The organism is Gilliamella sp. B2887, from assembly GCF_026537015.1.
GTDB lineage: Bacteria > Pseudomonadota > Gammaproteobacteria > Enterobacterales > Orbaceae > Gilliamella.
Map to the genome: position 1 here is coordinate 1 of NZ_JAFNMX010000014.1, position 14,330 is coordinate 14,330.

Genomic DNA, 14,330 nt, shown 5'->3' on the forward strand with positions numbered 1-14,330 from the left:
AAAAGAATATAAAATACCCTGTTTCGTGTATTTTGCAACCTTTTTTTGAAAAATACTTTAATTTTAATTTAAGAAGATAACTTACCCAGATCATTAATAAATCAATAAAATATCTTTGAGATTTGTTGCTTAAGCATTATTAAAGAAAACGAGAAATCGCATTGTACTTTCGCCGATTGTTTTGGAATAGTTTGTACGGAATGTTAATCAAGTTTTAATTGCCAAAATTATGGTTACTGAAGCATACCCTTTTCCTCAAACTTTTTGACAAAATCACGAACGGCAAAATAAAAAATGGGTTTTAACCTATCAATAAGATAAACCAAATAAATGGAATTTTCGTGTGGTTAAAAGATGAAGTTTATGATGCGTTAGAAATCGGATTTTATGAACACATGAAAAAGTAATTTGTAAAAAATATTCAGGAGTGTATGCCGTTTCGTTTTCTTTTTTCACTAAATAGGTGTTATCAAATGAACGCGCCTTTAATATGCAATGCACTGAATCATTGGCTGTTTTGTCTAAAATAAAATTTAATCCAATAAGTTAAGAATAAAAAAGCCGTCAGCGTTAACTGACGGCAATTCCTCAAAAGGAAAGTTTATTTTCTTATAGCTTTTGCATTAGGTAGATCGGTAATGGAACCTTCAAAAATTTCAGAAGCTAAACCGATTGATTCATGCAATGTTGGGTGAGCATGTATGGTTAAGGCAATATCTTCTGCATCACAGCCCATTTCAACGGCTAAAGTGATTTCGCCAAGTAATTCACCACCATTTGCTCCCACTACGGCACCACCAAGTAAGCGATTATCGGCTTTATTAAAAATCAACTTAGTCATACCTTCTGAACAATCAGATGCGATAGCTCGTCCAGATGCTGACCATGGGAAAATCGAAACTTCGTAATCGATGCCTTTTTCTTTTGCCTCTTTTTCAGTTAAACCAACCCAAGCCACTTCAGGTTCAGTATAGGCGATGGAAGGAATCGTTTTAGGATCAAAGAAGTGTTTTTTACCCGCAACCACTTCTGCTGCAACATGCCCTTCATGTACACCTTTGTGAGCCAACATTGGTTGACCAACAATATCACCAATTGCATAAATATGAGGAACATTGGTACGCATTTGCTTATCAACTTCGATGAAACCTCGATCGGTAACATTTACGCCAGCTTTTTCAGCACTAATGAGTTTACCATTAGGAGTGCGACCAATTGCCACTAATACCGCATCATAAGTATGAGTTTCAACGGTTCCGTCTTTCTTTTCCATAGTGACATAAATTGCATCGTGTTTTGCTTCAACTGTTGTCACTTTCGTTTCAAGCCTTAACGTGAATTTATTTTGAATCTGCTTAGTAAAGACTTTAACCACATCTTTATCGGCAGCCGGGATCACTTGATCCAACATTTCAACCACATCCACTTCTGAACCTAAAGCATGATATACCGTACCCATTTCAAGACCGATAATTCCCCCTCCCATTAATAATAATTTTTTAGGGATGGTTGTTAATGCCAATGCATCAGTTGAATCCCAAATACGAGGATCGTCATGAGGAATAAAAGGTAATTGAATAGGGCGGGAACCTGCGGCGATAATGGCATTATCAAAAGTAATTTTAGTAATACCCTTGGCTGAGGTGACATCCATAGTATGACTACCAGTAAACTGAGCATCACCTTGAATCACGTTTACTTTACGCATTTTTGCCATGCCAGCAAGACCGTTAGTCAGTTGATTAACGACTTTTTCTTTCCAAGCTCGCACTTTATCTAATTCGAGTTTTGGTGTACCAAAATGAATACCGTGAGCGGTCAATGATTTGGCTTCATCCATAACTTTTGCGACATGCAATAATGCTTTAGAAGGAATACACCCTACATTCAGACATACACCGCCTAAGGTTGAATAACGTTCAACTAAGGTGACTTCCAGCCCAAGATCGGCCGCTCGAAAGGCAGCGGAGTAACCCGCTGGACCTGCACCTAATACGACAAGCTGTGTTTTAACTTCTTGACTCATAATCTATGTTCCTCCCACTACATCACTAAACGACGTAAGTCGGATAAGACGTTAACAATATGACTTAGGAAGCGTGCACCATCTGCACCATCGATCACGCGGTGATCAAAAGATAATGATAATGGCAACATTAAGCGAGGCGTAAACTCTTTGCCGTTCCAAATTGGTTTCATGCTAGAACGAGAAACACCTAAAATGCCTACTTCAGGCGCGTTCACAATTGGCGTAAATGAAGTAGTACCAATTCCTCCTAAGCTAGAAATGGTAAAGCAACCGCCTTGCATATCACTACCGGTTAATTTGCCATCGCGTGCTTTTTTGGAAATTTCTGCAAGTTCACGAGAAAGCTCAACAATACCTTTTTTATCCACATCTTTAAATACTGGCACAACAAGACCATTTGGTGTATCAACCGCTACGCCAATATTAATGTATTTTTTGATAATTAGTGTTTGTGCGTCTTCAGATAGCGAGCTGTTAAAACGTGGGTACGCTGTTAATGCGCTGGCTACCGCTTTCATGATAAAGACCAGTGGTGTGATTTTAAGATCGAGTTTTTTCTTCTCTGCTTCGGCATTTTGTTGTTTACGGAATACTTCAAGATCGGTAATGTCTGACTCATCAAACTCGGTTACATGAGGGATCATTACCCAGTTACGATGTAAATTAGCTCCCGATACTTTTTGAATTTTGGTCAATGGTAAGCTTTCTATTTCACCAAATTTGCTAAAATCAACTTTTGGCCAAGGTAATAAGCCAGGTAAAGCACCACCCGCAACGCCACTTTCCACTTGTTTAACCGCATTTTTAACATACGTTTGAATGTCTTGACGTAAAATACGATTTTTTGGTCCTGTCGGTGTGACTTTAGCTAAATTAACACCAAATTCACGCGCTAAGCGACGTACTGACGGTGTGGCATGCGCATAGGCATCGTTTTCAACAAAATCATTGCCAGAGGTAGAGGGTACTGATGCTGGTGCAGTGGTTGGCGCAGTCGGCGATACCGAAACCGCAGTTGTTGATGCAGATGGACTTGAAGTAGGTATTGTCGCAGGTGCTGTACTAATAGCCGCAGGTGAAGTTGCTGTGGTTGTTTCAAATTCCATAATTTTGGAACCTGTTTTAACTTTATCACCCACTTTAATGATAATATTTTTAACTACCCCTGCAACAGGTGCAGGAATTTCCATTGAGGCTTTATCACCCTCAACGGTGATAATATTGTCATCAATTGCAACAGTATCACCTACTTTGACTGAAATTTCGGTAACTTCGACCTCATCACCCCCAATGTCAGGAACATTGACATCAACAATTTGACTAACAGATGAAGTCGTCGGCGTGGCTTCAACTTTTGGTGCTGCGGTTTGCGGAGCTGGTGCAGCGGCGCCGCCCTCTTCATCAAAGACCATGATGTCCACACCAGTTTTAACTTTATCACCCACTTTTACAATGATCGATTTAACAATCCCAGCTTGTGGAGCGGGAATTTCCATTGAGGCTTTATCACCTTCAACAGTCATGATGTTATCATCAATAGAGACCTTATCACCCACTTTTACTAAAATTTCGGTAACTTCAACTTCATCATTACCGATATCAGGCAATTTAATTTCAATACTCATTCTTGTTACCTCTTATGCAATACGTGGGTTGAGTTTATCGGCATTGATCTCGAACTTTTTGATCGCGTCTTCAACAACACTGGCTTCAATATCACCACGTTTAGCAAGTTCACCCAATGCAGCAATGACAACATAAGAAGCATCAACTTCAAAATGATGACGTAAATTTTCACGGCTATCACTGCGTCCAAAACCATCCGTTCCTAATACACGATAATTTTCAGCTGGTACAAAACCACGAACCTGTTCTGCAAACAGTTTCATATAATCGGTTGAAACAACGGCTGGATTATTATTCATCACTTGTGCCACATAAGGTACTTTTGGCGTTTCACTTGGATGCAACATGTTGTAGCGTTCACAATCTTGACCATCACGAGCAAGTTCAGTGAATGACGTTACACTGTAGATATCCGAACCAATGCCATACTCTTTTGCTAATATCTCCGCCGCATCACGAACATGACGTAAAATAGAGCCTGAACCCAATAATTGAACGGTTGATTTCCCTTTTTGACCTTGAACGGTATCCAATTTATAGATACCACGACGGATACCCTCTTCCGCACCTTCAGGCATTGCAGGTTGTGCATAGTTTTCATTTAGTGTCGTAATATAGTAATAAACGTTTTCTTGTTCACCGTACATACGACGTAAACCATCTTGCATAATAACAGCAACTTCATAAGCATAAGCCGGATCGTAAGATATGCAGTTTGGAATTGTTAAAGCTTGAATATGGCTATGACCATCCTGATGTTGTAACCCTTCACCATTTAAGGTTGTACGGCCAGAAGTACCACCAATCATAAAGCCACGCGCTTGCTGATCACCTGCTGCCCACATCAAATCACCAATACGTTGGAAACCAAACATTGAGTAGTAGATGTAAAATGGAATCATTGGATAATCATTAGTACTGTAAGATGTTGCTGCCGCAATCCATGATGCAGTAGCACCACATTCATTAATCCCTTCTTGTAGGATTTGTCCTTTTTCATCTTCACGATAATAAGCCACTTGTTCTCTATCTTGTGGCGTATATTGTTGACCATGCGGATTATAAATACCGATTTGGCGGAATAGACCTTCCATACCAAACGTACGAGCTTCATCAGCTAAAATTGGTACCAGACGTGGCGCCAATTCTTTATCTTTTAACATGATATTAAGCGCTCGTACAAAAGCAATGGTGGTTGAAATTTCTTTAGTTTGTGCCTCAAGTAATGGAGCAAACTCCGTTAATGAAGGAATTGAGACAGTACCTGAAAAATGAGTTAATCTTGACGGAACATAACCATGTAAAGCGTTACGGCGTTCATGAATATATTTGTATTCAGGTGTATGTTCTTCAAATTTAATATAAGGTAATTTTTCTAATGCATCATCGGTAACTGGAATATTGAAGAAATCACGTACATGACGCACACCATCCATATTCATTTTTTTCACTTGATGAGCAATATTTTTCGCTTCTGCAGCTTCACCCATACCATAACCTTTAATAGTATGCGCTAAAATAACTGTCGGTCGATCTTTGGTTTCTTTTGCACGCATGAAAGCAGCAAACATTTTGGATGGGTCTTGACCACCACGATTAAGTCTGAAAATTTCTTCATCAGACATATCTTTTACTAATTCTGCTGTTTCAGGGTATTTACCAAAGAAATGCTCACGTACATAAGCACCATCTTTTGATTTCAGGGTTTGGTAATCACCATCCAGCGTTTCGTTCATTAATCTTACTAACTTACCAGATTTATCTTTTTGGAGAAGTTTATCCCAACGATCGCCCCAAATAACTTTGATAACATTCCAACCTGCACCAGCAAAAACACCTTCTAATTCATTGATGATTTTACCATTACCTGTCACTGGGCCATCTAAACGTTGTAAGTTACAGTTGATAACAAAAACTAAGTTATCGAGTTTTTCACGAGTGGCAACGGTAATCGCACCTTTAGATTCAGGTTCATCCATTTCACCATCACCTAAGAAAGCATAAACAGTTTGTTCTGTTGTATCTTTTAAACCGCGGTGATTTAAATATTTTAAGAATCGTGCTTGATAAATAGCACTAACTGGTCCTAATCCCATTGAAACTGTCGGGAATTGCCAAAATTCAGGGAGTAATTTAGGATGCGGATAAGATGGAAGACCTTTGCCATGTACTTCTTGGCGGAAATTATCAAGTTGTTCTTCAGTCAAACGACCTTCGATAAATGCTCTTGAATAGATACCTGGGGAAATATGACCTTGGAAATAAACTAAATCACCACCGTCCTTATCATTTCGAGCTCTAAAAAAGTGGTTAAAACAGACTTCATAAAAAGTTGCTGCGGATTGGAATGATGCCATATGACCACCAAGCTCTAAATCCTTTTTAGATGCTCTTAACACCATCATAATTGCATTCCAACGTACGATGGAACGGATACGTCTTTCTATTTCCCAATCGCCCGGATACGCTGGCTGTTCTTCTACTGGAATGGTATTAATATAATTACTTGTTGAAGAACCAAAAAGTAAAGGAACCCCTCCTTCTTTTGCCTTATTGACGATTTGTTCAATAATGTACTGAGCGCGTTCGATTCCTTCTTCACGGATGATTGAATCAAGACTCTTGAGCCAATCTTGCGTTTCAACAGGATCGATATCATTCATTTGCATGTCCGACATATAAAAACCTCTTTTTTTGTTATAAAAATGCAGGATTTGCCATCCTTAGCTACAGTCAAAACTATAACTAACTTTACAAGCTTCAACTCTGCATTACGGAGCTTCATGAACATAAGTCTGCCATTTTCCAAAAAAAAGTAAAGCAGACAATTGGTTAGAAAGGAATGTTAATTCCTATCAAATTAATCAACTATTTCAATTAATATGTAAAAAAAAAGTTAATTATATGATATAAATCAAATTTAAGAAACATAGAATTGCAAGAAATACTATGCTTGGTTATACCGTGTTTGCCTATGTGTTGTCAAGCTATAGTAAAATCTGATATATAGAAGTTAATTTACTAAAATTAAAATTTGCTTAGAGCGAAAAATATTATGATGATTAACAATATTATAATTAGAGAGTTAGATACTCAACCCTACATGCAAACCTACCAAGCCATGCATGACTTTACGCTCAATCGCAATGAACAAACGCCTGATGAAATATGGCTAGTTGAACACTATCCCATTTTTACTCAAGGCAAAGTTGGCAAACCAGAACATTTATTGCATCAATCTGACATTCCGGTTGTAGCAACCGATCGTGGTGGACAAATTACCTATCATGCACCAGGTCAGCAAATTATGTATATCTTATTTGATTTAAAACGTCGTAAAATAGGTATTCGTGATATTGTTCACTGTTTAGAAAAATCCGTCATTCAAACTTTGGCACATTATGCTATTATGTCTTATGCCAAAGCGGAGGCTCCGGGGGTGTATATTAATCATAAAAAGATCTGCTCTTTAGGATTACATATCAAACGAGGATGCACTTTGCATGGGCTTGCATTAAATATCGATATGGATTTGGCACCATTTAAAAACATCAATCCTTGTGGTTACGCTGGATTGCAGATGACGCAATTAAAAGAATTTGTCCCACAAATTAATCGTTCTGAATTAAAACACCTGTTAACCAATAATTTTATCAATCTGTTAACAAACTAATCTAATAAGATATCTATTATGCAAAATAATGAAACTATAGTCAGAAGTTCAAAATATCGAGATGCGGATAAAACACGACTTATTCCGACCGTTACCTTAGAAGATGCGGCACCATTAAAAAAACCTGAATGGATGAAAATTAAAATACCTGTTCATTCCACTAATATCACTCATATTAAAAGTACCATGCGCAAACATGGCTTACATTCTGTGTGTGAAGAAGCGTCTTGCCCTAATCTCGCGGAATGTTTCAATCATGGTACAGCCACTTTTATGATTTTAGGGGATATCTGTACGCGTCGATGTCCATTTTGTGATGTTGCCCACGGGCGCCCATTACCACCCGATCGAGAAGAACCGAGTAAACTCGCTCAAACCATTAAAGAGATGAAATTGCGTTATGTAGTGATCACCTCAGTAGATCGTGACGATTTAAAAGATGGCGGAGCAAGCCATTTTGCCGATTGTACACGGGAAATTCGTGCATTTAGCCCCACTATTAAAGTTGAAACGCTTACACCCGATTTTCGCGGTTGTATCGACGAGGCAATTGAAGTATTAAGCGATAATCCACCTGATGTTTTTAATCACAATTTAGAGAACATTCCACGGTTATATAAAGAAATTCGACCTGGTGCCAATTATTTAGGCTCCCTTAAATTACTATCGGCATTCAAAGAAAAGCATCCCGATATTCCGACCAAGTCAGGTTTAATGGTTGGTCTTGGAGAAACGAATGAAGAGTTAATTCAGGTTCTTAAAGATTTACGAAGTCATGGGGTAACCATGTTAACGCTTGGTCAATATTTACAACCAAGTAAGTACCACTTACCAGTTAAGCGTTATGTGTCACCGGAAGAATTTGACGAACTCAAACAGATTGCTTTAAGTATGGGATTTACTCATGCTGCCTGTGGACCATTTGTTCGTTCCTCTTATCATGCCGATTTACAAGCGATGGGAAAAGAAGTGAAATAGGCAAAATTTGGCAATTGATTTTAAAAAAATCATGCTTATATTAGGCTGTCATTTTTCGATGATGATGACCGTTATATCATCTAATTTTATATATCGGTCATCCTAGCAGATTAATACAAAATGTTCTTATTTGAGTTTTTTGAGCAAAATGTGTACTAATTCATTTTTATGATGATAAAATATAATAAATAAATCAAGTAACGTTAGTTATCGACCACCATAAATCGGCGGTTTTCGGTGACAATTTGTAAAAATATTGGCAAACTAATTTTTTCATCTTTTAATAATTTATCCGTCAGATCATAAACTTTGGAACGACCGTATTCATCAATCACTATGGTTTTATCATCATAAAGTGCCGCAATCTTACTTTCACTTCCCGCAACGATCCACGGTTTAGAGGTTTGATTAAATAAATTTTTACCTTGGCTGTATTGCTGTGGTGGCGTTGTGACATTGAATGCATCTTGCATCAATGTCCGCAATATATCGGTTTGTGAAGTAACATGGTGATATTCGATATTTTCTTTATCCGGCCAGGAAATAATTAATGGTACTTTTAGATATTCTCGATTAAAGTTGTTACCATCATTACGTGAAACTGTTTTTTTAACTTTATCAATTTTTAGGTCGTTAGTGCCCGTAATGACAATAATGGTGTCAGCAAATAGATTAGACAATTTTAAATGATCAATTATTGATTTCAAACACTGATCGAGTTTGGTCGCATTGGATTCTAATTCCGATAAGGACATTTTTTTATTTTTGTTACCAACCGAGTATTGAATAATCGAAAACAGTGGCGCATGATTGTCTAACTTACTTTGTTTATCGTACCATGTGATCCAATTATCCGTTGTCTGTTTGTTATTCTTATTTTTTGGATCGGGTAAGGTAAAGTTAGATAATAAAGCATAATGATAAAGCGGCTCAGCAAATCCACTTGTTGAAAATAATCCTAAATTATAGTGCTGTTTATTCACTACATCAAAAAGCGTAGATGTTTTATGACTGGTTAATATGCTGTTGTAATAATTGGGATCCAAACCATAAAATAGTGAAAAATCGTTTAAATAGGCTTGATTACTTGTACCATAATTATTATTGAAGTAAATATTATTTTTAGCAAAGTCACTTAACCACGGCATATTTTCTGTCAGTAAACTATAATTCCAACCATCAATAACTATCATAAGTACATTTTTTTTCGATAATTGTGTATCGTCAAATGTAATACGATCTAAAGGATATTCAATGGTAAGCGCAAACGGATTCCCTTCTTGAGTAATACGATTACGGTAGTCACTTTCATCAATAAAGCCATAACGCTCAAGAAAATGCCGAGCAGTCAGCGGATAAGAAAGAGGCAAACTAGACCGTTGCATGGTTATTGGTCGGTAAAAGTTGGCATCTGCCCAAATATGAATTAGGTGGGAAGAGACAAAACTCAGCATAAACACAATGACAATAGGTTTCGCAAAGCGTTTTCGTTTACTTAAACTGCGTAATTTTTTCCAGCTCCATACTGCAAACAATATTTCTAAAAGCAAAATAAATGGAACAATAATTAGGTTAGTACTTAAAAATGAACCATTTTTCGTTGTTAACAGTTGCCAAATTGATAAATTAAGATGCATTCTAAATTGCGAAAATACTTCAATATCAATTAGAAGTAATGCAATACCTAAGGTAGCAATGATTATGGCTATCATTCGTTGCCAACAAGCCGAACGAATAAAAAAGCTTAAGGGAAAGAGTAAGATTAGATAAGCAATAAACGTTAAAAAACTGAAGTGACCAATTGCACTAATAATGGCATAAAATCGCCCCATAAAAGTACGCGGCCAATCAGCAATAAATAAATATTGACTACCTAAAGCAATTACGACAAAGATATTAAACAAGGTAAACCAATGCCCCCAACTGACAATTTGAGTGGTCTGTTCATCTTTGAAGTGGTTACTTTTAAGTTTGAGCATATTTAATCGTTGGTAATGATGAGATGGTAAGTACCTATTAATTTGTGATATAGTTTACCTGATTTTAAAAAATCTTTCTGTAATTTTTTTATTCGTTAGCATAAAGATTTAGGTAATTTGTTGGCGTTATAATCGATACTTGTTATAATTCTCGGATCGATTTAGCTAACAATAAAGATTATAATTTTGGCAATTACACAACTCAAATCACAACAGATCCAACCCGATTTAGCAAAAATTTATGCACTGAGTACACAAGGAGATACAACCCGATCCGTATCTGATAGAACAGGTCATTTACTTAAATGGCAACCTCGCATTGCTTCGGCTTTATCATTATTATGCCCGCATAAAAGAGCAAATTACAGTCCACGATTTATGCTATTAAAAGCACCAGAAAGTGAGCTTTTATTTTCTTTATTAGCGAAAGCAGTTAAATCTGATTTATCAACATCAGAATTAGGTTATAGCTATTTTTTCAATGAAAATAAAATTACGCTGAGCAAAGCGAAAAGCAGACAAGATAATTTTGCCGTTCAAGACAGTTGTTTAGCTGTTTCGGCTGTTGATTTTGAAAAGCTATTTGGTTGTGTCAGACAACCTGAAAATGGTCAAATCAAACTACAAGCTGGTTTAGTTCATCAAGTGAATGGTGGCATTTTAATTTTGGGGCTGCGTTCATTACTTAACCAACCAGAGCTTTGGACAAAATTAAAACAAATGGTCATTAAGCAGGAGTTTGAATGGTTTTCGTCTGATGAATCACATCCTCTACCGTTGTCTATACCTTCAATGCCCCTTGATTTACGGGTTATTTTGGTTGGTGATAGATTAAGCTTAGCTGAGTTACAAGATTTTGAACCAGAATTTTATGCAACCTCAATATATACTGAATATGAGAATGAATTACCAATAAAATCATCACAAGACATTAATCAATGGATCGATTATTTGAGATTTATTGCTGACAGCCATCAGCTGCTTAATATCGATAATTCAGCGCTTGGCAAACTTTACAAAGAAGCAACACGCTATACAGGTGATCAATATTATTTACCTCTTTCAGTGGATTGGGTTCATTCTGTTTTGGTAAATGCAACCCATTATGCTCAAGATGATACTATAAACGAATTCGCTATTACTCAAGCAATCGAACAAAAATTCTGGCATGAAGCTTATTTGCAAGAAAGATTACATGATGAAATCTTTACTAATCAAATCATGATTAACACAAAAGATCATGTTGTGGGTCAAATTAACGGTTTATCTGTGATTGAATATCCTGGGTATCCAAAAGCAATTGGAGAGCCAGCACGTTTAAGTTGTCTTATTCATTTGGGTGATGGAGAGTTAATTGATATTGAACGTAAAACGGATTTAGCGGGTAATATCCATTGCAAAGGAATGATGATTATGCAAGCTTTTATCATGTCTGAATTTGCTATTAATCACCAAATTCCTTTTTCTACTTCATTGGTTTTTGAACAATCTTACAATGAAATAGATGGCGATAGTGCATCACTTGCTGGACTTTGTGCAATCATTAGCGCCTTATCGGGTCAGGCAATAGATCAGCAACTGGCAGTAACTGGATCAGTGGATCAGTTTGGTCATGTACAATCCATTGGTGGTGTGAATGAAAAAATTGAAGGTTTTTTTGCTGTTTGTAGACATCAAGGCTTAACTGGACGACAAGGTGTGATTATCCCTGCAACGAATCAACGTCATTTAAGTTTAAATGATGAGGTTATTGAAGCAATTGAACAAAAGCAGTTCTCAATTTGGACAGTTGAGCATATCGCTGATGCACTTTATCTGCTTACAGGAATACCTTATAAAGATAACAGTAGCATCAACTTATATAAACTGATACATGCGCGTATGCAATCAGTATTAATACAAGAAAAAAAACACGATAGTTGGCTGAAAAAATTGCAAAAATATTGCAAAAAACAGTAATACGCAATAAACTTTATCTCAGCATTTCATTGATTAATTGGTTTAAATGAAGTGTATTACTCGCTTTTGGGGTTTTTAAGCATGGCGCTAAATAATTTTATTATATTTGCCACGCATGTAATTACATTTGATAAAAGGTTTTTTTTATGACATTTGAACGTAAATCTTCGTATGATAAAGCAGATCTGATTAAGTCAGGCAACAGTCAACTATTTGGTCATGATGGTCCACCATTACCATCTGATTTAATGTTAATGATGGATCGTGTAATTGAAATGAATGAAGATGGTGGTAATTTTGGTAAAGGTTATGTCGAAGCAGAACTTGATATTAACCCTGATTTATGGTTTTTTAAATGTCATTTCAAAAATGATCCGGTAATGCCTGGTTGTCTTGGTCTTGATGCTATGTGGCAATTAGTCGGGTTTTATTTAGGTTGGATTGGCGGTAAAGGTAAAGGTCGTGCTTTAGGAGTAGGCGAAGTTAAATTTAAAGGACAAATACTTCCAATTAATAAAAAAGTGACTTATAAAATTCATTTTAAACGCGTGATTAATCGTAAATTAATTATGGGGATTGGCGATGGTGAAGTTTTTGTTGATGGTAAGTTAATTTACGAAGCATCAGATTTAAAAGTGGGGCTTTTTAAAGATACAAGTGAATTTTAAGTTAATTTGAATATCTATTCTTATATTTACTTATAATGTAAGAATAGAATACCAAATCTATTTAGTTAGCTTTATAAGTTATTGTCATCATGGTTATGCTTTATTGATGCAATATAATAAAATTTTTTATTATATTGTTGATGTCTTATAACAGATTGAAAGACATTTTCACCATAACGCAAAACGCATTGTCACTTTCAATAAGTCATAACGCTAACTCATCACTCTGCTTATCTGATTTTAATATCTAACCCTGTTAATCCTGTACAATTTATGATTTTCTTAAAACGTTTTATTATTTTTATTCTTTTATCTTTATTTTTAAATAGTTTTGTTTACGCTGATATTAATGGTAAAGTAATCAAAGTTATTGATGGCGATACAGTTGATATATTAACCAATAAGAAACAAAAAATTCGAGTCCGTTTACTTGATATTGATGCACCCGAAAGCAATCAGGCATATGGCAATAAGTCGAAACAATATTTAGCCTCACTTATCGCCGGTAAAAAAGTGTTTGTTAAGTCAAGCAAAAAAGATATGTATAAAAGAACATTAGGCACTATTTTCTTAAATAAAGTAAATATTAATACTAAAATGGTTGAAAGTGGCTATGCTTGGGCTTATCGGTATAAAGGTATGGCCAACAATATACTCATGGTGAACATCGAAGAAAAGGCTAGACAAAGCAAAAAAGGACTATGGAAAGATGAAAAACCAATAGCCCCTTGGGATTTTCGGCGTAATAACAACCGTTAAATTCTTCTAGCAAAATTCTATTTTTCGATCTGTTTAAGTATCGCTAAACCTTGAGCACAAGCTTCAATTTGTTTATCTTCTGGCATAGCAATAATTTCTTGTTTTGCTTTCTCGAGGTTTTGTTTTATTATTTCAATGATTTCTTTATTGAAGGAATTTTCAGGCACATTTTTATAAATGCTTTCTACTTTATCGAAATATACTTTACATGATTCTGTTGTATCTGCTGTTGCAGCAGAACAGCAACTCAACATGACCACAGTTAATGTTAATATTAACTTTTTCATTGTTTTCCTTTATGATCTAATAATTATTAAAATTTTTACTAAAATGATAATTTGTGATTTTTTGCGGAAAAAAAGAGAAGATTTAGACTATAACGCAGATGACTAGTATCTATCTTACCAGTAATGGTTTACTGATAAGATAAGAGATGAAGATTAGATCACAGAAACGTCTGCTGCAGCAGGACCACGTGGGCTATCTTGAATAGAAAATTCTACTTGTTGACCTTCACCTAATGTTTTGAATCCATCACCAGTAATTGCAGAGAAATGTACAAACACATCTTTACTACCATCAGCAGGAGAAATAAAACCAAAACCTTTACTTTCGTTGAACCATTTTACTTGACCAGTAATCTTAGACATAATAATCTT

The 14,330-nt window shown here is 36.0% G+C and carries 11 protein-coding genes; 5 read left to right on the forward strand and 6 right to left on the reverse strand.

What is annotated here, in order from left to right:
- Positions 1–601 precede the first annotated feature (601 nt).
- Genes lpdA through aceE form a run of 3 tightly spaced genes read right to left on the reverse strand, consistent with a single transcriptional unit; the run spans position 602 to position 6,333 of the window.
- Positions 602–2,026, reverse strand: coding sequence for a dihydrolipoyl dehydrogenase (lpdA, locus tag J3U13_RS10185; protein ID WP_267341893.1), 1,425 nt, complete (start codon positions 2,024–2,026; stop codon positions 602–604).
- Between the two features lie 17 nt (positions 2,027–2,043).
- Positions 2,044–3,654, reverse strand: coding sequence for a dihydrolipoyllysine-residue acetyltransferase (gene aceF / locus J3U13_RS10190; RefSeq protein ID WP_416380274.1), 1,611 nt, complete (start codon positions 3,652–3,654; stop codon positions 2,044–2,046).
- A 12-nt stretch (positions 3,655–3,666) separates the two neighbouring features.
- Complete coding sequence (aceE, locus tag J3U13_RS10195) at positions 3,667–6,333, reverse strand: pyruvate dehydrogenase (acetyl-transferring), homodimeric type (RefSeq protein WP_267341895.1); 2,667 nt, start codon at positions 6,331–6,333, stop codon at positions 3,667–3,669.
- A 377-nt stretch (positions 6,334–6,710) separates the two neighbouring features.
- Here aceE and lipB point away from each other — a divergent pair, with 377 nt between their 5' ends.
- Both lipB and lipA read left to right on the forward strand, forming a co-directional pair.
- Complete coding sequence (lipB, locus tag J3U13_RS10200; protein WP_267341896.1) at positions 6,711–7,328, forward strand: lipoyl(octanoyl) transferase LipB; 618 nt, start codon at positions 6,711–6,713, stop codon at positions 7,326–7,328.
- An 18-nt stretch (positions 7,329–7,346) separates the two neighbouring features.
- On the forward strand, positions 7,347–8,306 hold the full coding sequence (lipA, locus tag J3U13_RS10205) for a lipoyl synthase (protein WP_267341897.1): 960 nt from the start codon (positions 7,347–7,349) through the stop codon (positions 8,304–8,306).
- Positions 8,307–8,509: 203 nt separating this feature from the next.
- Here the strand turns inward: lipA and J3U13_RS10210 are convergent, their stop codons facing one another.
- Entirely contained in the window at positions 8,510–10,285 is a 1,776-nt protein-coding gene (locus J3U13_RS10210; protein WP_267341898.1) for a DUF3413 domain-containing protein, read from the reverse strand.
- A 378-nt stretch (positions 10,286–10,663) separates the two neighbouring features.
- Here J3U13_RS10210 and J3U13_RS10215 point away from each other — a divergent pair, with 378 nt between their 5' ends.
- The 3 genes from J3U13_RS10215 to J3U13_RS10225 all read left to right on the forward strand — a co-directional run bounded on the left by J3U13_RS10215 (position 10,664) and on the right by J3U13_RS10225 (position 13,671).
- Positions 10,664–12,244 carry an AAA family ATPase gene (locus tag J3U13_RS10215; protein ID WP_416380275.1) on the forward strand — a complete coding sequence of 527 codons (1,581 nt, stop codon included), beginning with the start codon at positions 10,664–10,666 and terminating at the stop codon, positions 12,242–12,244.
- Positions 12,245–12,390: 146 nt separating this feature from the next.
- Positions 12,391–12,912: a bifunctional 3-hydroxydecanoyl-ACP dehydratase/trans-2-decenoyl-ACP isomerase gene (gene fabA, locus J3U13_RS10220; protein ID WP_267341901.1), complete on the forward strand. Its 522-nt coding sequence runs from the start codon at positions 12,391–12,393 to the stop codon at positions 12,910–12,912.
- 273 nt (positions 12,913–13,185) lie between these two features.
- Positions 13,186–13,671, forward strand: coding sequence for a thermonuclease family protein (locus J3U13_RS10225; protein ID WP_267341902.1), 486 nt, complete (start codon positions 13,186–13,188; stop codon positions 13,669–13,671).
- 17 nt (positions 13,672–13,688) lie between these two features.
- Here the strand turns inward: J3U13_RS10225 and J3U13_RS10230 are convergent, their stop codons facing one another.
- On the reverse strand, positions 13,689–13,958 hold the full coding sequence (locus tag J3U13_RS10230) for a DUF5339 domain-containing protein (RefSeq protein ID WP_267341903.1): 270 nt from the start codon (positions 13,956–13,958) through the stop codon (positions 13,689–13,691).
- Positions 13,959–14,111: 153 nt separating this feature from the next.
- Positions 14,112–14,321, reverse strand: coding sequence for a cold shock domain-containing protein (locus tag J3U13_RS10235; protein WP_267341905.1), 210 nt, complete (start codon positions 14,319–14,321; stop codon positions 14,112–14,114).
- Positions 14,322–14,330 lie beyond the last annotated feature (9 nt).

Excerpts from the sequence above, each read along its gene's own strand:
- J3U13_RS10225 (WP_267341902.1), top strand. The coding sequence starts at position 13,186 with ATGATTTTCTTAAAACGTTTTATTATTTTTATTCTTTTATCTTTATTT.
- lipB (WP_267341896.1), top strand. The coding sequence starts at position 6,711 with ATGATGATTAACAATATTATAATTAGAGAGTTAGATACTCAACCCTAC.
- aceF (WP_416380274.1), bottom strand. The coding sequence starts at position 3,654 with ATGAGTATTGAAATTAAATTGCCTGATATCGGTAATGATGAAGTTGAA.
- J3U13_RS10215 (WP_416380275.1), top strand. The coding sequence starts at position 10,664 with ATGCTATTAAAAGCACCAGAAAGTGAGCTTTTATTTTCTTTATTAGCG.
- lpdA (WP_267341893.1), bottom strand. The coding sequence starts at position 2,026 with ATGAGTCAAGAAGTTAAAACACAGCTTGTCGTATTAGGTGCAGGTCCA.
- J3U13_RS10230 (WP_267341903.1), bottom strand. The coding sequence starts at position 13,958 with ATGAAAAAGTTAATATTAACATTAACTGTGGTCATGTTGAGTTGCTGT.
- lipA (WP_267341897.1), top strand. The coding sequence starts at position 7,347 with ATGCAAAATAATGAAACTATAGTCAGAAGTTCAAAATATCGAGATGCG.
- J3U13_RS10210 (WP_267341898.1), bottom strand. The coding sequence starts at position 10,285 with ATGCTCAAACTTAAAAGTAACCACTTCAAAGATGAACAGACCACTCAA.
- aceE (WP_267341895.1), bottom strand. The coding sequence starts at position 6,333 with ATGTCGGACATGCAAATGAATGATATCGATCCTGTTGAAACGCAAGAT.
- fabA (WP_267341901.1), top strand. The coding sequence starts at position 12,391 with ATGACATTTGAACGTAAATCTTCGTATGATAAAGCAGATCTGATTAAG.
- J3U13_RS10235 (WP_267341905.1), bottom strand. The coding sequence starts at position 14,321 with ATGTCTAAGATTACTGGTCAAGTAAAATGGTTCAACGAAAGTAAAGGT.